Here is a 21,511-nt window from a genome sequence, read left to right as displayed (position 1 = left end):
GGAAGCCGTGCAATATGCCGCGCCGTGCTGGCCCCCGACGCACTGGTCCTCGACGGTCGATTCCGGGTTCTCAAGCCCCTGGGCTCCGGGGGCATGGGTGAGGTGTACCTGGGTGAGCAGGTCTCCCTGGGCCGCAAGGTCGCCATCAAGGTCCTGCACCACGATCTGCACGCCCAGGCCGGCATGGCCGAGCGCTTCAAGCGCGAAGCGCGCCTGCTCTCCGCCGTGGAGCACCCGGCGGTGGTGCGCATCGTGGACTTCGGCCAGTCCGGCGACGCCGCGTGCCTCGTCATGGAGTTCGTGGAGGGGCAGAGCCTCTACGACGCGCTCCAGGGCGGCCCGCTGCTCGCCCCCCGCGCGCTGGCGCTGCTCCAGCAGCTGGCGGAAGGGCTGGCCGCCATCCACGACAAGGGCATCATCCACCGCGACCTGAAGCCGGAGAACGTCCTCATCTCCCCGTCCGCGCGCGGGGAACAGGCGCGGCTGTTGGACTTCGGCATCGCTCGGCTGGTGGAGCCGGAGGCGGGCAGCGCGCTCAGCCAGGTGGGCGTGGTGCTGGGCACGCCGGAGTACCTGTCTCCGGAGCAGGCCGTGGGCGCGAAGGTGGACACGCGCAGCGACCTGTACTCCTTCGGGGTGCTGGCCTACCGCGTGCTGTCCGGGCGGCTGCCGTTCGACGGACCTTCACCGCGCCACTTCCTGTCGCAGCACGCCTCGCACGCGCCGCTGCAGCTGGATCGCGCGGCGCCGCAGCTGTCGCGCTACGTGGGGCTGCTGGCGCTGGTGATGCGGCTGTTGGACAAGGACCCGGCGAAGCGCCCGCAGACGGCGAACGAGCTGGCGGAAGCGCTGGGCCTGGCGCACGCGGCGCTGATGGCGTTCACCCCCAGCCAGGGCACGCCCATCGTCCACGCGAACGCGACGCCCTCCGCCGGCACGTCCGCCTTCGGACTGAACCCGGCGGCGCCAGCCGTCCCGGCTTCGGGCACGGCGGCGTTCGGCGTGAATCCCGCGCCCGCGGGCCCGGGCTCCGGCACGTCGGCGTTCGGCGTGGCGCAGGCTGCGCCCTCGGTGACGGCGCCACCGGTGCAGACCGCGCCGCGCACGGGCACGGCGGCGTTCGGCATGACGGGCCGGCTGACGGGCCCGCTGGGAGCGGTGACGGGCGGCGCGGTGGTGACGAAGGCGCAGAACGTGACGGTGATGCTCACCGACATCCAGGGCTTCACCGACCGGATGAGCCGGCAGACGCACGAGGAGAACGCGCGGATGCTGGACACGCACGACCGGCTGCTGACGCCGCTGGTGCGCGAGCACGACGGAAAGCTGGTGCAGAAGCGCGGAGACGCACTGGTCGCGGTCTTCCGGGCCCCCAGCGCCTCCATCCGCTGCGGCATGGCGATGCAGCAGGCGCTGTGGCGCTACAACCAGACGGTGCCGCAAGAGCACCAGCTCCACGTCCGCGTGTGCCTGCACGCGGGCGAGGTGCTGGTGACGAACGACTCGGTGCTCGGCGAGCCGATGGAGGTCGTGAAGGCGGTGGAGCACGTGGCCGCCGCGGACGAGGTGACCTTCACCGAAGCCGTGAACATGGTGCGAAACCGCGCCGAGGCCGCCGCCGAGCCCTGCGGCACCATTCCCCTGCCCGGACGCGATGAGAAGGTGCAGCTGTACCGGGTGACGCGAGCGACGGAGGGCTCGCCGTTCGGCGCGGCGCTGGGCATCCCCGGCTCCGGTGCGAAGCCGTCACCGCTGGCGGGCCTGCGAACGAAGGCGGGCCAGGGCCTGGCCTTCCTGCGTCAACGTCCGCGCGTGGTGGCTGGTGGCGCGGGTGTATTGGCGTTGGTGGCAGCGGGTGCCGCTTGGATGGCGCACGCGAATGATCCGCTGGTGCAGGCGCGAGCCCTGATGAAGGACGGCAAGCCCAAGGAAGCGCTCCAACGGATGGATGCGCCGGACGTGCCGAAGAGCGCGGAGACGACGCTGCTACGCGCGGTGGTGAAGCACGCGGTGGGCGCGCACAACGAGGAGCACGCCCTCATCCTGGGCCTGGACAAGGCAGGCCGGGAGGCTCCAGAGATGCGACTCCTGGACGGACTGGCCGAGGACTTCGGGGACAACGAGAAGGACCTCTCCGCGCGCAGGGCCCTGGAGGCATTGCCCGCCACGACGGTGCGTTCCCATCTCGAGTCCCTGGCCAAAGGGACTCCCTCGACGAAGCAGTGGGGCGCGCTGCGCTATCTGGACGCGAAGGACAACGCGGGCCTGGACCTGGTGGGGCTCTACTCCACGTCGTTGGAGTCCGGCGACTGCGGCGTGCGCACGAAAGCAGCGTTGCGACTGGCGAGCCTGGGCAACGCGGCCGCCCTGCCCGCCCTCACGCGCGCGGCGGGAAGCCCTCCCGGCGGCAAGGCCTGCAACCCGCAGACGTTCAATCGGGCCATTGAAGACCTGAAGAAGAAGTCCGCGCCCTGAGCCCAGCGTGGCTCCGCGGACGCGCGTGTGGCACGCAGGCCACGCGATCCCCGCGAGTCCGCTGTGCATCCATCTTGCACTCGCGGCGGGACTCCCCTGCGTTCCCCTTTCTGGAGTCTCATGAATCCACTGCGCTGCGGCCCTCTCCTGCTCCTCCTCACGGCCTGTGCCTCCACGCCCTTCGTGCCTCCTCCCCATTCCCAGGAGGAGTTCGTCCTCGCGAAGGACGTGCGCGTGCGGCGCATGGCGCCTGGCGTGTGGATGCATGTCACGGAAGCGAGCGGGGACTGGGCGGGTGTGACCGCGAACGGGCTCCTCGTGGAGGACGGTGACGCGTCCATCCTCGTCGACACCGGCTGGACGCCAGAGCACTCCCAGGCGCTGCTCACCTGGGCCCGCGACACGCTCCACCATCCGGTGCGCGCCGCGGTGGTGACGCACTTCCACCTCGACCGGACTGGCGGCATCCCAACGCTCGACGCGCAGGGCATCCCCGTCCACGCTCGCGAGGACACCGCGCTCCGTGCGGGCAAGCAGGGCAACCCCGTTCCCTCGAAGCGGCTGACGGACGCGCAGGACTTCGGACCGCTGTCCGTGTTCTTCCCCGGCGCGGGCCACTCGCCCGACAACCTCGTCGTCATGCACCCGGTGTCGGGCATCCTCTATGGCGGCTGCTTCATCAAGGACGCCCGCGCCAAGAACCTGGGCAACCTGGAGGACGCGGACGTCGCCGCGTGGCCGTCGAGTCTCCAGCGCGAGCGTGAGCACTTCCCCAACGCCCGCATCATCATCCCCGGACATGAGCAGCCCGGCGGACCGGAGCTGCTCGACCACACCGAAGCCTTGCTGAAGAAGACCTCGCGCTGAAAACGCGCGGTGCTTCAGTCGTCCCGGTGCGCGTGGCCCTTCTTCTTGCCACGCCCCGGGCCGTCCCAGTCGTCGTCCCAGTCGCGGCCCTTGTCCTTCACCTTGTCGTTCACCTTGATGAGGTTGCGCGAGTACGCGTCGTAGTCCAGGTGCAGGTGGCCCTTCTCGCCCCGGCCATCCACGCGGAACTTCACCTTCCACACGTTGTTGCCGGTGAGCTTCGCCTCCTGCAGGTCGCAGCGGTAGCCGCGCGAACGGCACTGGTCGAACCCGCGCCGCACGGCTTCGTCGTAGTTCATCGCCACGGGGCGTGACGGCGGCGGCGGCCTCGGATGCGGACGCGAAGGACGCGTCTCCGCCACGAGGCAGCCGGACGACAGCAACAGGCTTCCGAGGAGCAGCGGCAGGGGCAGTCTCATGCGCGGGATGACGCCACACCCGCGCATGAATTCAAACGCGCTCGCCGTGCGTCCCCTGCGACTGCCGTGAGACTACAAACCTCCAGGCGAAGCGAACGCGACGAACAGCTCGCCCGCGAGGTACGCGCGCATCCCCTTGCTCGCCGGTCGGATGAAATCGTTGAGCAGCGCACCGGAGTTCAGCTTGTGCACCGTGGGGCGCGCCAGGTTCATGTGGCTGCGCGCCACGCCCTTGCCCCCGCGGTGGATGAACGTCACGGTGCCGTCCGGCGCCACGCTCTCCACGACCGCGATGTGCGTCATGCCGTCGTTGCGCTTGCCGTCGCGGTTGCGGTCGTACGTCTCCTTGAAGAACGCCAGGTCACCCGGACGCGGGTTCAGCCGGTGCACCGCGCCCGCCACCTGCGCGCGACGGAAGATGCCCGTCACCGCGTTCTCGCCCGCGAGGAAGCCGTGCGCCACCAGGTCGATGCCGGCCTGCAGGTACGCCAGCCGCACCAGCCCCGAACAGTCATTGGGCACCGAGCGGTCCAACCGCCGCGCGCCCACCAACTGCGCCGCGCGCGCCACGATGCCGCGCGCCAGCTTCGACGGCGGAGGCAGCAGCTCATCCCAGAAGCCGCCCGGCCCCTGCGTGGGACCGGTGAAGAGCGCCGCGGCCTCCAGCGCCGCCGCGATGACGCCCGCCTCCTCCGGCACCGGGTGCGGATCCGCCTCCAGCAGCGCCGCCAGCCCCTCACTGCCCTCCGGCGTCACGAAGGCCAGCGGCGGAGGCGCTTCGGCCTTCACGCCAAGTGCGCCCTCGGCGCCCACCGCCGTGCCCCTTGGCGCTTCAACGACAAGGGAGCGGGTGACGGCCGAAGCCGGAAGTTCCACCGCCATGCGAGGCGCGGTGTCCGGGACGTGCGCACAACCCACCAGGCAGCCCAGCGACATCAGGATGACGAGCGACGAACGGCGCAGCAGCAACAAGTCCTCCGGGGGTGAAAGCGGGCGCATTCAACCCCGGAATCGTTTTACGTCAAACAGCGATCATCCCTCCCAGGTCGCGAGCAGGTCGCGCACCCGCCCGTACTTCTGGAGCAGGGTGGCGCGGTGGGCGCTGAGCACCACCATGAAACCCACCACGAGCAGGCCCAGCATCGACAGGAACAGGGCGCCGATGCGGTGGTCGCGCATGCCGAAGCGCACCAGGTTGGCGGCCACCGCTGTCACCAGGAACGCCGAGCCCAGGTACACATAGGAGCGGATCCGCAGCGCGATGCCCGCCCCCACGCCCACCAGGCAGAGGAACACGCACAGGAGCATCGCCTCGCCGTCGTTGAAGAGCAGCGGCTTCCACGCGCCGGCCACGTAGATGCCCGTCACCGCCAGGGCGCGCAGCTGGGCGTAGGCGTCCTGCGACAGGCTCTTGCGGAAGACGCGCAGGAGCAGGAGCAGGGAGAGGCCCGCGGGGATGACGTAGTACTGCGGCTCGCCGGAGCCGGTGCCCAGCCACACGAGGTACAGCGCCGTGTTGAAGGCCGCGACGGACATCGTCGACGCGGCGCCCTTCTGGTTCGTGCACGCCGCGAGCGCCGCGAAGTGCGCCGCGTAGCCCACGAGCAGCGCCACCGCCACGAACGGCTGGCTCCACGGCACCGTCAACAGGCCCGCCAGCGGGAAGAGCCACGCGCCCGCCACGGCGGGACGGCGGAAGGCCTTGAGGCCCGCGCCCTCGCGCCGCACGAAGAGGTACAGGCCGATGAAGGCCGCACCGCCCATGATGGACACCAGGCTGTCCGCGGCGTCGGGGCGCGCGTTCAGGCCGATGAAGCGCACACAGAAGTAGCCCAACGCCACGGTCGCCTGCGCAAGCCACGCGGAGGCTTCGTCCTCCTCGCGCGCCGCGTGGCGCACCAGGGCGAACAGCAGGAACACCAGCCCGCCGCACGCCACCCACGCCTCGCGAGCCGCGCCACCCGGCAAGCGCACCGCCAGCACCGCGAACAGCACCTCCGTGAGGGCGATGATGGAGAACGCCCGTCCCATGCGCCCGCGCACCGCCTTGCCCGCCACGGACAGCACCAGCGTGGCGAGCAGCGCCGTCGCCGCGCCGAAGTACGGGAGGAGGAACTGCGCACCCCGTCCGGTGGAGTGCGTCGCGCCATAGTTCAGGAGGAAGGCGTGCACGGCGAAGAGGGACGCCAGCCACCCCACCCACTCGCGGTCGCGGCGGCGCAGCACCACCACCCACGCCGTGGCCCAAGCGAAGAACACGCACAGCGGCATGCCCGGGTGCGTGAGCGAGCGCAGGCCCGCGAGTGACAGCAGCGCCAGCACCGCTCCACCGTTGTGCAGCGCCGCGCCCACCGCCACGCCGCGCTTGTCCAGCGCGAAGCCGACGACGGCCAGCAGCAGGCCCGTGCCCGCCACCATCGAAGGCGCCCACAGCGGCGGCACGGTGGCGACCAGCACCAGACCCAGCAGCGCCGTGGCGGCGTTCATCATCAGGCGCTCGCGCGTCACCATCAGCGTCAGCGACGCGGCGCCCGCGACCAGCGCCACGGAAAGGGGCAGCTCGCCCGGCCCCGCGTCCAGCAGCCGCAGGCCCACGAGCAGCGCCACGGTGCCGGAGCCGCCGGCCCACAGCGGCTCGCTCCAGGTGCCCTCGATGCCGGGGGTCAGGCGCGCGGTGACGTTCGTCAGCGTGCGCTGCACGGCGCCGGACTGGCACAGCGCGGACAGCAGCGCGGAGGCCAGACCCACGGCCGCGACGAGCAGGCCGCCTTCCGGACGCCACTGGCCCAGCGAGAAGACGTCCGTCTGGCCCAGCGGCGCGAGCGCGAACACCGCCACCGCCGCCGTGAGCAACCAGCGCTGCGACAACAGGAACGCGGACAGCAGCACCACCGCCCCCAGCATCGTCAGCGCGCCAGGGGTCGGCGCCACCAGCGTGGACACCGCCGCGATCGCCAGGGCCGAGCCCGTGGCGGAGGCACGCAGCGCCGTGTCACGCGGGCCGCGGAAGAAGGAGACCAGGGCCTGGGGCGCGTGGTGGTCCGCCAGCGCCAGGGCCAGCAGCAGGCCCGTGGCCCAGGGCCGCGCCTCCGGGATGAACATCAGCAGCAGGGACGCGGCGATGACGCGGACGGAAGGCAGCGGGCCCGTCATGGGCACCAGCGCGATGGCGCAGAAGAGGGCCGTGCGCTGACTCAGCTCCTGTTCCGGAACCAGCAGCGCCAGTCCGCCCAGGCACGCGAGCGCCACCTGCATGCACATCGACAGCTCGTGGCGCGGGCCCTCCTCCCGCGAGCGCAGGAGCAGCGAGGCGGCGGCCGGCACGTGCTCCACGACGCGCACCACCAGCAGCGGGAACAGAGGCAGCAGCGCGACCCACGCGAAGGGCGGGTGCCAGGCCATCAGGGTCACCACGCCGTAGGGCACCATCAGCGCCGCGGCGAAGGGCCGGTGCAGCGAGCGCGTCCACAACAGCGGCAGCAGCGCCGGACCGATGAGCGCGAGCTGAGTGGCGCCGCGCATCTGCGACAGCGCGTGCCCGTCCCACGACAAAGAGGCGTCCGCCAGCACCACCATCGCGCCCAGCGTGGCGACGATGCGGAAGGACTCGCCACCCGCGGCGATGCGCCGCACCGCGGGCACGTCCTCCAGGAGGGCCAGGACGCTGAGGAACGTGGCGAGCCCCAGCAGGGCCAGCGGGCCGGACGAGTGCAGCGCGAAGATGGCCTCGATGGAGGCCAGCAGCAGTCCCAACGTCACGGGCAGCGTGCGGGCGGTGAAGAGCGCCGCCAGCGCCGCGCCCATCAGGAACAGGGACTGATCACTGGAGCGGCCCAGGGCCACCGGCAACAGCGGCAGGATGAGCGCGAGGATGCCCGCGGTGGTGGTGCTCGCGCTCTTGCCCTTGCGCGCGGCGACGATGGAGCCCGCGAGCGATGCGGCGATGAGCAGCACCAACGACAGCCCCGGCGACAGACCCCACGCGGTGTAGGCGTGCGGCACGTCCGGCAGGAGCGCCAAACCCACGAGCACGACCGCGAACGGCCGCACACCGGGGAAGGAGCGGGAGGCCACCGCCACCGTCGCGGCGGCGGTGAGGAGCACGGGGCCCATGAAGACCTGGTTGGTCAGGCCCCACACCACCGCGAGCCCCGCGTACAGGAGGCCCGGCACGCCGAACCGCTTGAGCAGGCCGCCGCGCTCGCCCAGGAGCGCCAGCGCCAGCGAGCCGCCCACCATCGCCGCGACCAGCGCCTGCGTGGAGTGGGCCGCGGCCAGCTTCGGCAGGATGGCGCCCGCGAGGAAGGCGCCATAGGCCAGGTAGTTCTCGTCGCGCAGCCGGTACGCGGCCAGCAGGACGCCCGCGGCCCCCAGCGTCATGCCCACGACGGGCGCGGCGACGGGAGTGATGCCCAGCGCGATGGCGAACCCGCACGTCGCGATGACACCGGCCACGGCGGAGATGAAGCGCCGCGTGCGCTCGTCCGTGAGCCGCCACGTGAGACCCGCGAGGCCCAGGGCGAGGACGCCGGACACGACGGCCGCGGGGGCCGCGCCGTAGACGCGGAAGGCGCTGAAGGGCAGCAGGCCGAAGAGCACCGCGCCCACGGCGGTCAGCGGGAAGCGCTTGAACAGCAGGCCCGCACCCAGGGACATCGCGGCCAGGGCGAGCGTGGCGAAGAAGGAGGGCCGCGAGTCGGGACCCAGGTGGGAGTAGATGACGAACGCGGGCGCGGCCCAGGTGGTGCAGCGCAGGAGCACGTCCGCGAGTCCCAGGGAACGAGCGTCACCGGTGCGCTCGCCGCGCCTCTGGGCGAAGAACGCGAGCACCAGGCCCGCGAGCACGAACGGGACGGCCGTCAGCGCGCCGTACTGCAAGGGCAGCGGCGCCGCGGGCGGGTAGCCCATGCGCGTCTTGATGGCATTGATGAGGAGCGTGAGCGCGTGCGGGATCAACTGCGCGCTGGACGCATAGCTGAAGTAGGCGCCCGCGTACGCCGGGTAGAGCCACGGCAGGCGGTTCAGGGGGCCGCGCGACAGTGACACGAGCGTGCCGGTGAAGATGGCCGCGGTGAAGAAGAAGGCGGGCTTGGTGCCGACGATGGCGCCCGCGAGGCAGGCCACCTGGAGCGCGATGGTGACGACCGCGAGCGGATCCGCGGCGCGCTTCTCATCGAGCGTGCGGAAGCGCAGGCAGGTGGCGAGCAGGAACGCCGCGAAGGGCGCGTAGGTGCCAGGAGGAACAGAGGTTCCGGCGACGCCCAGGGCCAGATGCAACCGGATGGCGAACATCGCGGTGAGGAACAGGGGCGCGGCGAGCGCGAAGGTGAGCGCACCACCCTTGCGAGGGGTCTCGGTGGCCTTGCTCGACAGCAGGAAGAAGAGGATGCACGGCAGGGTGTTGAGCCACACCGCCGGGACGCCCACGCGCGCGGCCACGGGGGCCAGGCCCATGATGAGCGTGGCGCCCACGAGGCCCAGCTGGATGAACGGGCGCGAGGGCGCGTCGAAGGACTCGATGGGCTTGCGGGCGAGCCACGCGGCGACGCCGGACCAGGCGAAGAGGAGCGGCACGAGCAGCAAGGGGCGCACGCCGTCGAGGTGGAGCGCTTCACCGAAGCCCAGGGGCCCCAGCGCGACGCCACCCAGAGGAGCCACGGCGGAGCCGATGAGGCCGAGGATGCGGCCCGGCTTGCGCAGGGACTCGCGGCGGGCGAGGTAGCCGCCCCACACGGAGAAGCCGACGGAGTAGCCCACGGTCATGAGGAAGACGGTGAGCGAGCGGGTGACGGACGTCATCCCGTCCCAGGACTCGAAGACGAAGTAGAGCGTGCCGGAGAGGATGAGGAACGCGCCGATGAACCACGCGATGCTCTCGTAGAGGAACGGCCGCCACACGCGGCTCCACGTCGAGGTCTCCTCGACGATGCGGGCGGTGCGGCTGTTCGGAGCGGGCGGATCCACGAAGGGTTCGCCCGGGTTCGGAGGCAACTGGCGAGCCGTCCGCTGTTCGTTGACGGCCCGCGCGCGGGACTCGGCGGAGGTACGGCCCGAGTTCAGCCGGCGAGCCGCGGAGGCATCCGACAGGGAGGCGATGCCCAGGCACGCGATGAGGTCGAGCGAGTTGAAGTGGAACGAAGCGCCCGTGGAACCCGGAGTCGCGGAGGCATCGGGGACAGCGTCAGAAGCAGTGGCGGTGTCAGAGACAGCGGCATCAGAAGCAGCAACGTGAGCGACGGAGGCATCGACGACAGCAGCGTGAACAACGGAAGCGGAGTCATCCGCGACGACATTCGCGGTGGCGGCCACCTGGGAGTCCGCGCTCGCGGCCTGCGCGACGGGGATCTCATCTGCGGCCGCCTCCACGGTAGGAAGCGTCACGGGACCGAGGGCGACAGCGCCCTCTCCCATCGTCGGAGGCGTCACGGCCTCGTTGCGAAGCTCGACGGGCGCGGACGTCAGCGCGTCGATAGGCGTCTCGGTGAGGACTGAGAGGAGGACGCGGGCCTGGCGCTCGTAGCGCTCGGTGAGGCGGCGGCCGACCATGGGCGGCACGTCGTGGACATCCCAGCGGCGCACCTCGTCCAGGAGGAAGTGGACATGCGCGAGCTCGGCCTCGATGGCGGAGCGAGCGCGGGCGGCGAGACGATTGCCACAGACGACGCACTGGGACGCGCTTCCCAGGCGTTCTTGCCGGCAGGCAGGACAGTACATGGAACTTCCCCCTCTACAACGACCGTGCCACGGAGAATGCCCTGGAAAGGCGCAGGATTGAAATCCACCGGGGTGCGTCGGGCGCGTGGCGGTTGTGCAGGGCGCTGCACAGGTGCACACCCGTCGCCGCTGGCCGGCGGTCGTGACTCATGGGACCGTGGAGGTCATGAGCACGGAACTGACGTTGAGGCCCATCGAGGCCCGGGACGACACGGCAGTGGCGGCGGTCATCCGAGCGGTGATGCCCGAGTTCGGAGCGGACGGCCCGGGGTTCGCGATCCACGACCCGGAAGTGGACGCGATGACCGCGGCCTACAGCCGTCCCCGGCACGTGTATTTCGTGGTGGAGCATGGGGGCCAGGTGGTGGGAGGCGCGGGCATCGCGCCGCTGGACGGAGGAGCGCCGGACGTCTGCGAGCTGCGCAAGATGTACTTCCTGCCCACGGCCCGAGGCCACGGCATGGGCGAGCGCCTGTTGAGACACTGTCTGGAGTTCGCACGAAGCGCCGGCTTCCGGCAGTGCTACCTGGAGACGCTGGCGGGCATGGATCAGGCCCAGAAGCTCTACCGCAAGGTCGGCTTCGAACCGCTCTGCGCCCCCATGGGCCGCACCGGCCACTTCGGCTGCGACCGCTGGTACGCGATGAACCTCACCCCGCCAGCCTGAGCACTACGGCATGACGGCGCGTCGCCCAAGGACCTTGCCCTCGGGCGACACCGCGTACAGTTCGAACCAGTCGAACTCCAGCTGACTGCCCACGGGCCATCCACACCGGTCGAGCCGCCGGTCGACCCGGACGAAGTAGACGCCGCCCTCCAGGCCCACCACCACATCCAACGAACGGGCGGACGACTCACAAGCCCCCGCGTCCTGCTTGGGAAAACTGGCAAGGACGCGCTGGAGCGCGGCATGGGCCGCCAGGACCGCGGGTCCATCCAACGTCGCGAGCGGGCGCAAATCCGTGGGCCACTGGATGCCTGCATCCGAAGCTCCTGCCACGACGCCCCCATCCGGCTTCGCAGGAACCCCGGCATCCGGGCGAGAGGGCGTGCTTCCACCATCCGCCACGAGCGACACCAGCAGGAGGGTCCAGAAGGGATGTGGCCTCATCACCCCGCCAGCCTGACCGCCCGCCCACCAGCCCGGCAAGTGCGCCCGGTCAGTCACGTCCTCCAGACCCAGCTTCCCAGGTCAGGAGGCCCGCATGGCGGTCAAGAAGCAGTCCCGGTCCACGACGACGTCAGGTCCACGGCGGGCACCGCGCCCCCTGAGCGCCCGCACCGTGCACACTGCGCCGCCAGACACGGACAAGCTCCCGTTCGACATCGAAGAGGTCCTCCGCCGCGTGCGCCACGAGGTCCACTCCTTCGCGGATGCCGCCATGTTCGAGCTCGCCGCGAAGGGCCACGGCTCCCTCTTCGAACAGCTCATCGCGTGCATCCTCTCCATCCGCACGCTCGATGAAGTCAGCCTCCCCGCGTCCCTCAGGCTCCTCAACCGAGCGCACACGCCCGAAGCCCTCTCACGCCTCAGCCCAGCGGAAATCGACGCCCTCATCCGCCCCGTCACCTTCCACGAGGGCAAGGCCCATCAGGTCCACGCCATCGCCGTGCGCACGCGTGACGAGTTCCATGGTCAGCTCCCCGCAGATCCGGATGTGCTCCAGTCCTTCAAGGGCGTGGGCCCCAAGTGCGCGCACCTGGCGCTCGGCATCGCCTGCGGCCATGAAGTCATCAGCGTGGACATCCATGTCCACCGCGTCACCAACCGCTGGGGCTACGTGAAGGCCTCCACTCCGGAACGCACCCTCGCCGCGCTCGAAGCCGTGCTCCCTCGCCCCTACTGGGTGGAGCTCAACCGGCTCCTCGTCCCCTTCGGTAAACACGTGTGCACCGGCTCCCGCCCGAAGTGCTCCACCTGCCCCGTGCTCCCCTACTGCCGGCAGGAGGGCGTCACCTCCCACCGCTGACGACTACCGGTCGTGCCCCGCCCACTGCGTGGCCCGCCGCGCGAACCTCCGCCACGGGTTCGTCCGGCCGCCGTTCTCCAGCGAAATCTCCTTCGAGTGCCGGACGTCCTTCTCCCAGCACGCCTCCAAACTCGAAGCAATCTCCCGGTCCTCGAACACCAGCGAGCCTTCGCTCAACTTGTTGAGCGACAGCGAATCCAGGTTCGTGGAGCCCACGACGCACAGCCAGTCATCCACCAGCATCGTCTTCGAATGCAGCATCGCCGGCTGGTACTCCCAGATGCGCACCCCCGCCGCCAGCAGCCGCTCGTATGTGGACCGCTGTGACGCTCTCACCACCGGCACATCGTGATTCGGTCCCGGGCCCATCACCCGCACGTCCACGCCCTGCCGGACCTTCACCTCCAACTGCTCCAGGATGTCGTTGGGCGGCGTGAAATACGCGTTGGCGATCCACAGCCGCTTCGTCGCCGCGGCCACCACCAACCGCACCATCCGCTCCGCCTCGGTGATGCCCAGCCGCCCGGCGCTGTCGATGAACGCCGCGCACCCGCCTCCGTCCGCCTCCAGCTCCGGGAAGCACTCGCGCGGCAGGAACCCTCCGCCCGACTCCAGCCAGTGCTTGGAGAACGTCACCTGGATGCGCCGCACCTCCGGCCCCTCCACGCGGATGTGCGTATCGCGCCAGTTGTCCGGCTTCAGCCCGTCCCCCTCCCACACCTTCCAGATGCCGAAGCCGCCCGTGTACGCGACGCGCCCGTCCACCACGACGATCTTCTGGTGCGACCGGCTCAACAGCCGCCCCAGCACCTTGCCCGCGAGCAGCCGGTAGTAGTGCACCTCCACGCCCGCGTCCGTCAGCCGCCCTTCAATCTGCTGGTCGAAGTCCTTGTCCCCGGTCGTCTCCTCGCTGCCCACCGGATCCACCACCACGCGGCACTGCACGCCCGCGCGCGAGCGTTCAATCAGCGCCTCCACGAACCGGTCCGACAGCTCGCACGGCCGCCAGATGTAGACGAGCATGTGCACGCTGTGCTTCGCCGCGCGGATGTCCTCCAACATCCGGTCGAAGACCTGGCTGTTCTCCAGCAGGTGCATCCGGTGCCCCGGTGACAGCCCCACGCCCGTGGCCTGGTAGAGCGCGAACGAGAAGCCCTCCGGTCCCGGTGGCAATTCGAACGGGCCCTGCATCTCGTGCTTGCGCGTCTCGTCGCCGCCGTCGAACCCATGCGCCCCCGGCTGGGGCAGCAACTCGTCCATCAGCTCGCTCATGGTCCCGGCAACGTAGGGACGCCTGCCCTCCCCCGGGAGTCACCGCCCACCTCCCGCTCCGGCCGGTGAACAGGACCCCATTCCGTCATTGCCGGAGCCTTCCACCGTGGCGACACTGCCCGGATTCCGTTCCCTCGCCTGGAGAGTCCGCATGCTCGACGCCCCATCCCGCCCCTCCGCCCGGGAGCTGCTGTCCCTGTCCAGCCTCGCCCCGCTGGTCCCCATGCTGTACGTCGCCTGGACGGACGGCGAGCTGACGGGCGACGAGCTCCGCGCCCTGGGCTCCGCCGCCCGCGCCCAGCCCTGGCTGGACCTCAAGTCCAGCTCCGTCCTGGCCCTCTGGGTGGATCCGCTGCGTCCGCCCCCGCCCCGCGAGCTGGCCCTCGTGCGTGAACACATCCGCGCCACCGCGGAGAAGCTGGCCACCAGCCAGCAGCAGAACCTGGCGGAGCTGGGCGTGCAGCTGGCCCAGGCGCTCGCGGGTGAAGCGCCCCTGAACATCGCGCCCGCGGAGCTGGCCAAGGCCCTGGCCTCCATCGAGGCCACCCTGGGCGTGGACGGCAAGGAGGCGGTGCGCTCGCTGGTGCCCAAGGCGTCGCGCGTCCCGCACGCGGAGCCCCGCTCGCACACCTCGTCCTTCGACCCGACCGCGATGACGGCCGTGCTGGACCGCACCTACGCGAACGTGCGCAAGCAGGTGCGCGGTTGGCTGGAGGACGCGGACTTCCGCTACAAGGAAGGGCTCGGCACCACCGCCTACCGCGACCAGGTCTTCGACTGGCTCAAGCACCTGGCCAATGACGGCCTGGGGCAGCTCGCCTTCCCCAAGGGCCGCGAGGGCGGCGGCGACCTGGGCGCGTTCATCGCCGCGTTCGAGACGATGGCCTTCTTCGACCTGAGCCTCGTCATCAAGGCGGGTGTGCACTTCGGCCTGTTCGGCTCCAGCATCCTGTTCCTGGGCACGAAGCGGCACCACCAGCAGTACCTGCCCAGGGTCGCCTCGCTGGAGCTGCCCGGCTGCTTCGCGATGAGCGAACTGGGCCACGGCTCCAACGTGCGCGACTGCGAGACGGTGGCCCGCTACGACGCGGCCACGGGCGAGTTCGTCATCCACACGCCGTCGGAGACCGCGCGCAAGGAGTGGATTGGCAACGCCGCCCGCCACGCGCGCATCGCCACCGTGTTCGCGCAGCTGGAGGTGGATGGCGAACGGCTGGGCGTGCACGCGCTGCTCGTCCCGCTGCGCGATGAGCACGGCAAGGTCCTGCCGAACATCCGCATCGAGGACTGCGGCGAGAAGATGGGCCTCAACGGCGTGGACAACGGCCGGCTGTGGTTCGACCACGTGCGCGTGCCGCGCGACAACCTGCTCGACCGCTACGGACAGGTGACGGAGGCCGGCGAGTACACCTCCTCCATCACCGGTGACTCCAAGCGCTTCTTCACCATGCTGGGCGCGCTGGTGGCGGGCCGCGTGAGCGTGGCGTGCGCGTCGTTGAGCGCGGCCAAGAGCGCGCTGACCATCGCCGTGCGCTACGGCGACCTGCGCCGCCAGTTCGGCCCCCAGGGCGCTCCTGAAGTCCGCCTGCTGGACCACCAGGTGCACCAGCTGCGGCTCTTGCCGCTCGTCGCCAAGGCGTACGCGGTGGACTTCGCGCTGGAGTACCTGGTGGACCGCTACGTCCACCGCACGGAGGACGACGCGCGCGAAATCGAGGCGCTCGCCGCGGGCCTCAAGGCCTACGCGTCGTGGAACGCCACCGCCACCATCCAGGAGTGCCGCGAGGCGTGCGGTGGCCAGGGCTATCTCACCGCGAACCGGTTCGCGTCACTCAAGGCGGACACGGACGTGTTCACGACGTTCGAGGGCGACAACACCGTGCTCATGCAGCTGGTCGCCAAGGGCCTGCTCACGGGCTACCGCCAGCGCTTCGAGGACGACCGCGTCTTCGCGGTGCTGCGCCTCATCGTGGACCAGGCCGCCACGGTGTTCACGGACCGCAACCCCATCGCCGGCCGGCGCACGGACACGGACCACCTGCGCGACAGCGACTTCCAGCTGCGCGCCCTGCGCTTCCGCGAGGAGGCCCTGCTCGCGTCGGTGTCCAAGCGCATCCGCAAGCGCCTCACCGCGGGCGTGGAGGCCTTCGAGGCCTTCAACCAGGTGCAGGCGCACCTGCTGGCCCTGGCGCACGCGAGCGTGGAGCGCATCGTGCTGGAGCAGTTCCTGCGCGGCGTGGCGGACGTGAAGGACGAAGCGCTCAAGCCGGTGCTGGGGCGCATGGCGGACCTCTTCGGCCTGTCCTGCCTGGAGTCCGCCAGCGGCTGGTTCCTGGAGCACGGCTGGCTCACGGCCCCCAAGGCCCAGGCCATCCGCAAGGAGCGCGTGAAGCTGTGCGAGGAGCTGCGGCCGGATGCCGTGGGGCTGGTGGACGCATTCGGGATTCCGGACACCTGCCTGGCGGCGCCCATCGGCCTGGGGCGGCTGGCGCCCGGCGGTGAACGGTTCGACGACACGGCGGCTGACAGCGCCCGTGCGGGCCCGGCAGATTCCCGCGCGTCATGAGGACCTGTGCGTCGTGGGTGGTGTTGGGGCTCGTGGGGCTCACCGGTTGCGCGACGGTGTCCCCGGCGGAACGGGCCCGTCAGATGGGCGAATCCAACAAGGACCGCGCCCGCCTGTTCACCGAGGAGATCTACAACCAGAAGCGCCTGGAGCGCCTCCCGGAGTACATCGCGGCCGACTACGTGGACCGCTCCGAGGGCGCCCCCCAGGACCTCCGCGGCCCGGAGGTGGTGCGCACCCAGGCGGAAGCCGGGTTCACCCTCTTCCCGGACCTGAAGTTCGAGCTGCTCCACGTGATGGCGGAGGACGACTGGGTGATGGTGCGCTGGCGCGCGACGGGCACGGACACCCAGGGCCCACCCACCGCGGACGGCAAGTCCCGCCCGCTCACGTTCCACGGGGACTCGCTGTACCGGCTGCGTGAGGGCCGGCTGGTGGAGTCGTGGGACCTCACGGACCGGTTGGATCCGCTGCTCCAGCGCGGGTTCAAGGTCGTGCCGCCCGAATCCTGAAGCGGCCTGACCCGGGACACGCCAAACGGCCACGGGTCGGGCTCGACGCCGCTGGAGTCAGGAAAAACCGGGGCGTAGCGGGATGTCTCCCCATTGACACCTACGCACCGGACCCATCAGGGTCCGGGGATGAGGATGAACGCGGGACCCATGCGGGCCGCGGACAAGGCCCGACAGAAGGCCTTCCGCACGGCCTTTCCCTCCCACGGCCAGCCGCCGTCCTGGGGCGGCAGGTTGTTGCGCCTGTTCGGATGGGGCCTGCTCCTGCTGGGTGCGTTCCTGCTGGTCGTCGTCATCGACGGCTGGCGTGCGTTCGGCGAGGTGCCGGACGGGGCGCGGCTGGAGCGGATGACGCGCTCGCCGCAGTGGCTGGACGGAAGCTTCGAGAACCCGCAGCCCATCCTGAACAACTGGGAGCGGACGCTGTCGGACCTGTTCCACTCGAGCCCGGACAACTCGCCCCGGATGCCGGTGGTGGTGGACCGCATCGACCCGAAGCGCTTCGCCACGCCGCCCGAGGACGGGCTGCGCGTCACCTGGCTGGGGCACTCGTCCACGCTGGTGGAGGTGGACGGGCACCGCGTGCTCACCGACCCCGTGTGGGGCGAGCGCACGTCGCCGCTGGGGTGGATTGGCCCGAAGCGCTGGTTCCCCGCGCCCATCGCGCTGAACGAACTGCCGCCCATCGACGCGGTGGTCATTTCCCACGACCACTATGACCACCTGGACTTCGCCACCATCGAGGCGATGAAGGACTGGGACACCACGTTCGTGGTGCCGCTGGGCGTGGGAGCGCACCTGGAATACTGGGGCGTGCCGGCCAACCGCATCGTGGAGCTGGACTGGTGGGAGCGCACGAAGGTGAAGGGGCTGGACATCGTGTGCACGCCCGCCCGGCATGCATCGGGCCGGTTCCTCCAGCAGAACAAGACGCTGTGGGCGGGCTGGGCGCTGGTGGGCTCCAAGCACCGCGTCTACTACTCCGGCGACACGGGCCTGTTCCCTGCCATGGAGGAGATTGGCGCGAAGCTGGGGCCGTTCGATTTGACGATGATTGAAACGGGCCAGTACGGCGCGGGCTGGCCGGACTGGCACCTGGGGCCGGAGCAGGCGGTGCTGGCCCACCGGCTGGTGCAGGGCCGGTTGATGCTGCCGGTGCACTGGGGACTGGTGACGCTGGCGTACCACGGCTGGACGGAGCCGGTGGAGCGCTCGCTCGCGGCCGCGAAGCACGACGGCGTGGGCATCACCACGCCCCGGCCCGGGCAGGACTTCCTCGCGCAGACGCCGCCGCCCGTGGAGCGCTGGTGGCCCGACCGTCCGTGGAAGACGGCGGAGGAGGCCCCCATCGTGGCCAGCCAGATTCCGCCCAAGCTGCGGGAAGGACACCCGGCGCTGCCGTTGCTCCCGGTGCCCGCGGCCGTGAGTCCGCAGGCCGCGAAGCAGGCGACCCCGAAGCCACAAGCAGCGCCGAGCGTGAATCCTCCCGCGACGAACGCACCGCCCACGGCTCCGCAGGGCGCGGGCCCGACGGCCGCGACTCCGCCAGCCGCTCCGCCGAGCGCGGATCCTCCGTCGCCGGCTCCGCAAGGCGCGGGGACGAAGCCTGCCGTCCCAGCGACGGTGGTCACTCCTGTCCCCAGTCCACAGGGCACGGGAGCCGCGGTCGCGACTCCGCATGAGTGACGCGCGGCGGGCCGCGCTGCACGGGGCCTTCAAGGCCACGGGCTACGTCGTGCGCCCGCATCCGCTCGTCGGAGACCGCAAGCACGTGCTGGGCGTGGATGGCTTGCATCCGGAGCTCGACGCCGCGCTCACCGCGCACCGCTTCACCACCTGGGCCTTTCTCACCGCGTGGAACCCGCACGCCCACGCGCGTCCGCTCCGCACCAACGCGCGCCTCCAGCAACGGCTGCTCGCGCTGCTCGAAGCCCGGGGCCACCCGAGCGTGTCCGCCGTGGGCGTGGCGGAGGACCGCCGCTGGTTCGAGGAGAGCCTCTTCGTCCCCGGCCTGTCCCGCGACGAAGCCCTGCGCTTCGGCCGCCTGTTCGACCAGGAGGCCGTGCTCTGGGGCGCGGTGGGCGGCGCCGCGGAGCTGGTGATGTGCCGGGAGCCCGCGCACTCCTGAGCCCGCACCCTGTGTCGGCCACGTCACATCCGACGGGACGACACGCATTCGGAACCCCGCCCCCACCTCCGCGCCACGAGACGATGCCAGGGTCCCCGCGCCTCTCCGGGCCCACCGCCTCCCTGTCCCAGGAGCCGTCTCGATATGCAGCCTTCCGTCCCCCGCACGCGAGATGTCGCGCGTCCCAGCGTCTTCCTCCTCGCCGGCGCCTTCGTCACCGGCCTGCTGCTCGCCTTCCACGGAGGCTGCGGCAACAACGAGTGCACCAACGCCTTCGACTGCCAGGAGCAGAACCCCGCGCCGGAAGGCCAGGGCTGGACCTGCGTGGACCACGTCTGCCAGGCCGTCACCTTCCCGCCCCCGGCCAACAACACCGACGCGGGCACCGGCGACACCGACGCGGGCACCGACGACGGCGGCACCACCGTCGCCGTGAAGATCATCGCCTTCAACGACTTCCACGGGCAGCTGGAGCCCGCGGCCGGCACCGGCGGACAGATTCACCAGGCCCTGCTGGCGGATGGCGGCGTGGACACCACCACCCGAGTGAACGCGGGCGGCGCCGTGTACCTCGGCCGCTACATCGCGGACCTGCGCGCGAAGAACCCGAACTCCATCGTGGTGTCCGCGGGTGACCTCATCGGCGCCACGCCGCTGCTCTCCGCGCTCTTCCACGACGAGCCCACCATCGAGGCCATGAACGACATCGGCCTGGACATCAGCGCCGTGGGCAACCACGAGTTCGACGAGGGCGGCACGGAGCTCTTGCGCATGCAGTCCGGCGGCTGCCACCCGGTGGACGGCTGCCAGGACGGCACCGGCTTCTCCGGCGCGAAGTTCAAGATCCTCGCGGCCAACGTCGCCACCGGCCCCACCAGCACCCTCCTCCCGCGCTACGACGTGCGCACCTTCGAGGGCGTGAAGGTGGCCTTCATCGGCATGACCCTGGAGGGCACGCCGAACATCGTCACCCCCACGGGCATCCGCGGTCTGGAGTTCAAGGACGAGGTAGAGACGGTCAACGCGCTCGTCCCGGAGCTCAAGTCGCAGGGCGTGAACGCCATGGTCGTCATCGTGCACGAGGGCGGCACGCCCGGCGTCGACTCGCTCTACAACGAGTGCAAGGGCATCACCGGCCCCATCGTGGAGATCGCGTCGAAGCTGGACCCGGCCGTGAGCGTCATCGTCAGCGGCCACACGCACCAGGCCTACAACTGCACGCTGAGCGGCAAGCTCGTCACCAGCGCCGCGTCGGTGGGCCGGCTCGTCACGGACATCGACGTGACGCTGGACGCGGCCACGGGCCAGGTCGTGAAGGCCCAGGCCCAGAACGTCATCGTCACCCGCACGGTGACGCCCGACCCGGAGGTCGCGGAGCTCATCACCCGCTACAAGGGCCTCACCACGCCGCTGGAGAATCGCGTCATCGGCTACATCGACCAGACGCTCATTCGCGGCAACATCCAGCTGGACCCCACCGGCCAGTCCACCATGGGCTTCGTCATCGCGGACGCGCAGCTGGAGGCCACCCAGGGCGCGACCGTGGGCGGCGCCCAGATTGCCTTCATGAACCCGGGTGGCGTGCGCGCGGACCTGCTGCGCGACCCGGCCGACCCCAACGACAAGGGCGCCGTCACCTACGGCGAGGCCTTCACCGTGCAGCCCTTCGGCAACAGTCTGGTCACCCTGACGCTGACCGGCGCGCAGATTGAGCGCTTGATGGAGCAGCAGTTCCAGCTCGCCAGCCCCCGCATCCTCCACCCCTCCGCGGGCTTCACGTATGCGTTCAGCGCGTCCGCGCCCGCGGGCGCCAAAATCGACCCCGCCAGCATCCAGCTCAACGGCGTGGCCATCGACCCGGCCGCCAGCTACCGCGTCACCGTGAACAGCTTCCTCGCCCCCGGCGGCGACGGCTTCACCGTCCTCGCGGAGGGCACGAACCCGCTGGGCGGCGCGGTGGACTCGGACGCGCTGGAGGCCTACCTCACCGCGAAGAGCTCGGAGGCCACGCCACTCCCGGCCCCGGCGCTCGACCGCGTCACGCGGCTGCCGTAGCCCTCACTGGGGGCCCGAGCCGCCCGTCGCGGGGCTCGATTCGCTGGGCAGGGAGGTCCTGGGGAGGGGCAGCAAGGAGGGGTTGATGTCGATGAGCCTCGACCCCGTCACGCGCTGCGCCAGCTCGTCGAAGTCCACCTCCAGGAACTTCCCGGAGCCCTCCTCCGGGAGCGCGAAGCGGACCCGCCAGTAGTTGGGGCGGATCCGCACCGCCTCGCCCGCTTCCGCCAGCACCATGCCGCTCTGCCGGGCGTACTCCGCGCCCGCGTCGACGACATTGCGCTCCCCCAACTCCTCCTGGACCGGCTGGGAGCTGGGGGGCACGGGAAGGCGGCCCGTGGGACCGGTGGCACAACCCACACCCGCCAGGAAGGCAGGCAGCAGAGCAGCGGCAAGGAGGCGGGGCAGCATGCCCAAACATTGGGCACCCCCCCGTCAAGCTGCACCGTGGGACGGCTTGCGAAGCCGTTACCCGTCGAATGCCTGCCCGGAGCAGCGGCACGGGGCCTGCTCCTCCGGTCCCGCTGGAATGG

The 21,511-nt window shown here is 71.0% G+C and carries 15 protein-coding genes; 9 read left to right on the top strand and 6 right to left on the bottom strand.

Annotation, left to right across the window (positions count from 1 at the left end; genetic code table 11):
• Positions 1-24 precede the first annotated feature (24 nt).
• Entirely contained in the window at positions 25-2,475 is a 2,451-nt protein-coding gene (locus tag D7X99_RS03775; RefSeq protein WP_171805185.1) for a protein kinase, read from the top strand.
• A 120-nt stretch (positions 2,476-2,595) separates the two neighbouring features.
• Positions 2,596-3,342 (top strand): subclass B1 metallo-beta-lactamase, encoded by a 747-nt coding sequence (gene bla / locus D7X99_RS03770; protein WP_121776501.1) that lies wholly within the window; start codon positions 2,596-2,598, stop codon positions 3,340-3,342.
• A 14-nt stretch (positions 3,343-3,356) separates the two neighbouring features.
• Here the strand turns inward: bla and D7X99_RS03765 are convergent, their stop codons facing one another.
• From D7X99_RS03765 to D7X99_RS03755, 3 genes are all read right to left on the bottom strand, one after another.
• Entirely contained in the window at positions 3,357-3,761 is a 405-nt protein-coding gene (locus D7X99_RS03765; protein ID WP_233613072.1) for a hypothetical protein, read from the bottom strand.
• Between the two features lie 72 nt (positions 3,762-3,833).
• Positions 3,834-4,760 carry a CHAP domain-containing protein gene (locus tag D7X99_RS03760; protein WP_233613071.1) on the bottom strand — a complete coding sequence of 309 codons (927 nt, stop codon included), beginning with the start codon at positions 4,758-4,760 and terminating at the stop codon, positions 3,834-3,836.
• Positions 4,761-4,793: 33 nt separating this feature from the next.
• Positions 4,794-10,475, bottom strand: a complete 5,682-nt coding sequence (locus D7X99_RS03755) for a hypothetical protein (protein WP_121776500.1) — start codon at positions 10,473-10,475, stop codon at positions 4,794-4,796.
• Positions 10,476-10,641: 166 nt separating this feature from the next.
• Here D7X99_RS03755 and D7X99_RS03750 point away from each other — a divergent pair, with 166 nt between their 5' ends.
• The gene (locus D7X99_RS03750) at positions 10,642-11,142 is read left to right on the top strand and encodes a GNAT family N-acetyltransferase (RefSeq protein ID WP_121776499.1); all 501 of its coding nucleotides are present in this window, start codon (positions 10,642-10,644) and stop codon (positions 11,140-11,142) included.
• Positions 11,143-11,145: 3 nt separating this feature from the next.
• Here the strand turns inward: D7X99_RS03750 and D7X99_RS43435 are convergent, their stop codons facing one another.
• Positions 11,146-11,586, bottom strand: a complete 441-nt coding sequence (locus D7X99_RS43435) for a hypothetical protein (protein ID WP_233613070.1) — start codon at positions 11,584-11,586, stop codon at positions 11,146-11,148.
• A gap of 94 nt (positions 11,587-11,680) precedes the next feature.
• Here D7X99_RS43435 and nth point away from each other — a divergent pair, with 94 nt between their 5' ends.
• The gene (gene nth, locus D7X99_RS03740) at positions 11,681-12,445 is read left to right on the top strand and encodes an endonuclease III (RefSeq protein ID WP_233613069.1); all 765 of its coding nucleotides are present in this window, start codon (positions 11,681-11,683) and stop codon (positions 12,443-12,445) included.
• A 3-nt stretch (positions 12,446-12,448) separates the two neighbouring features.
• Here nth and D7X99_RS03735 read toward each other — a convergent pair whose 3' ends face one another.
• Entirely contained in the window at positions 12,449-13,717 is a 1,269-nt protein-coding gene (locus D7X99_RS03735; RefSeq protein WP_121776498.1) for a phosphatidylserine/phosphatidylglycerophosphate/cardiolipin synthase family protein, read from the bottom strand.
• Between the two features lie 151 nt (positions 13,718-13,868).
• Here D7X99_RS03735 and D7X99_RS03730 point away from each other — a divergent pair, with 151 nt between their 5' ends.
• The 5 genes from D7X99_RS03730 to D7X99_RS03710 all read left to right on the top strand — a co-directional run bounded on the left by D7X99_RS03730 (position 13,869) and on the right by D7X99_RS03710 (position 20,978).
• Entirely contained in the window at positions 13,869-16,283 is a 2,415-nt protein-coding gene (locus D7X99_RS03730; RefSeq protein ID WP_121776497.1) for an acyl-CoA dehydrogenase, read from the top strand.
• Positions 16,280-16,795: an ester cyclase gene (locus D7X99_RS03725; RefSeq protein ID WP_121776496.1), complete on the top strand. Its 516-nt coding sequence runs from the start codon at positions 16,280-16,282 to the stop codon at positions 16,793-16,795. Before D7X99_RS03730 ends, D7X99_RS03725 begins: the two co-directional genes overlap by 4 nt.
• A gap of 135 nt (positions 16,796-16,930) precedes the next feature.
• Positions 16,931-18,481, top strand: coding sequence for an MBL fold metallo-hydrolase (locus D7X99_RS03720; RefSeq protein ID WP_301541090.1), 1,551 nt, complete (start codon positions 16,931-16,933; stop codon positions 18,479-18,481).
• The gene (locus tag D7X99_RS03715) at positions 18,474-18,923 is read left to right on the top strand and encodes a DUF3293 domain-containing protein (RefSeq protein ID WP_121776495.1); all 450 of its coding nucleotides are present in this window, start codon (positions 18,474-18,476) and stop codon (positions 18,921-18,923) included. Before D7X99_RS03720 ends, D7X99_RS03715 begins: the two co-directional genes overlap by 8 nt.
• A 144-nt stretch (positions 18,924-19,067) precedes the next feature.
• Positions 19,068-20,978, top strand: a complete 1,911-nt coding sequence (locus D7X99_RS03710) for a bifunctional UDP-sugar hydrolase/5'-nucleotidase (protein WP_121776494.1) — start codon at positions 19,068-19,070, stop codon at positions 20,976-20,978.
• A 3-nt stretch (positions 20,979-20,981) separates the two neighbouring features.
• Here D7X99_RS03710 and D7X99_RS03705 read toward each other — a convergent pair whose 3' ends face one another.
• Entirely contained in the window at positions 20,982-21,302 is a 321-nt protein-coding gene (locus tag D7X99_RS03705; protein WP_233596712.1) for a hypothetical protein, read from the bottom strand.
• Between the last annotated feature and the right edge of the window lie 209 nt (positions 21,303-21,511).

Origin of the sequence: Corallococcus sp. AB032C (assembly GCF_003668935.1) — a bacterium.
Classification (GTDB): Bacteria; Myxococcota; Myxococcia; order Myxococcales; family Myxococcaceae; genus Corallococcus; species Corallococcus exiguus.
Note: the sequence above shows the minus strand (reverse complement) of the source record. Positions and strands in the feature narration are given on the sequence as shown.

Bases quoted from the DNA above. Each gene is read 5' to 3' on its own strand.
- D7X99_RS03760 (WP_233613071.1), bottom strand. From the start codon at position 4,760: ATGCGCCCGCTTTCACCCCCGGAGGACTTGTTGCTGCTGCGCCGTTCG.
- D7X99_RS03755 (WP_121776500.1), bottom strand. From the start codon at position 10,475: ATGTACTGTCCTGCCTGCCGGCAAGAACGCCTGGGAAGCGCGTCCCAG.
- D7X99_RS03765 (WP_233613072.1), bottom strand. From the start codon at position 3,761: ATGAGACTGCCCCTGCCGCTGCTCCTCGGAAGCCTGTTGCTGTCGTCC.
- D7X99_RS03730 (WP_121776497.1), top strand. From the start codon at position 13,869: ATGCTCGACGCCCCATCCCGCCCCTCCGCCCGGGAGCTGCTGTCCCTG.
- D7X99_RS03720 (WP_301541090.1), top strand. From the start codon at position 16,931: ATGAACGCGGGACCCATGCGGGCCGCGGACAAGGCCCGACAGAAGGCC.
- D7X99_RS03750 (WP_121776499.1), top strand. From the start codon at position 10,642: ATGAGCACGGAACTGACGTTGAGGCCCATCGAGGCCCGGGACGACACG.
- D7X99_RS03710 (WP_121776494.1), top strand. From the start codon at position 19,068: ATGCAGCCTTCCGTCCCCCGCACGCGAGATGTCGCGCGTCCCAGCGTC.
- D7X99_RS03715 (WP_121776495.1), top strand. From the start codon at position 18,474: ATGAGTGACGCGCGGCGGGCCGCGCTGCACGGGGCCTTCAAGGCCACG.
- D7X99_RS43435 (WP_233613070.1), bottom strand. From the start codon at position 11,586: ATGAGGCCACATCCCTTCTGGACCCTCCTGCTGGTGTCGCTCGTGGCG.
- nth (WP_233613069.1), top strand. From the start codon at position 11,681: ATGGCGGTCAAGAAGCAGTCCCGGTCCACGACGACGTCAGGTCCACGG.
- bla (WP_121776501.1), top strand. From the start codon at position 2,596: ATGAATCCACTGCGCTGCGGCCCTCTCCTGCTCCTCCTCACGGCCTGT.
- D7X99_RS03725 (WP_121776496.1), top strand. From the start codon at position 16,280: ATGAGGACCTGTGCGTCGTGGGTGGTGTTGGGGCTCGTGGGGCTCACC.
- D7X99_RS03735 (WP_121776498.1), bottom strand. From the start codon at position 13,717: ATGAGCGAGCTGATGGACGAGTTGCTGCCCCAGCCGGGGGCGCATGGG.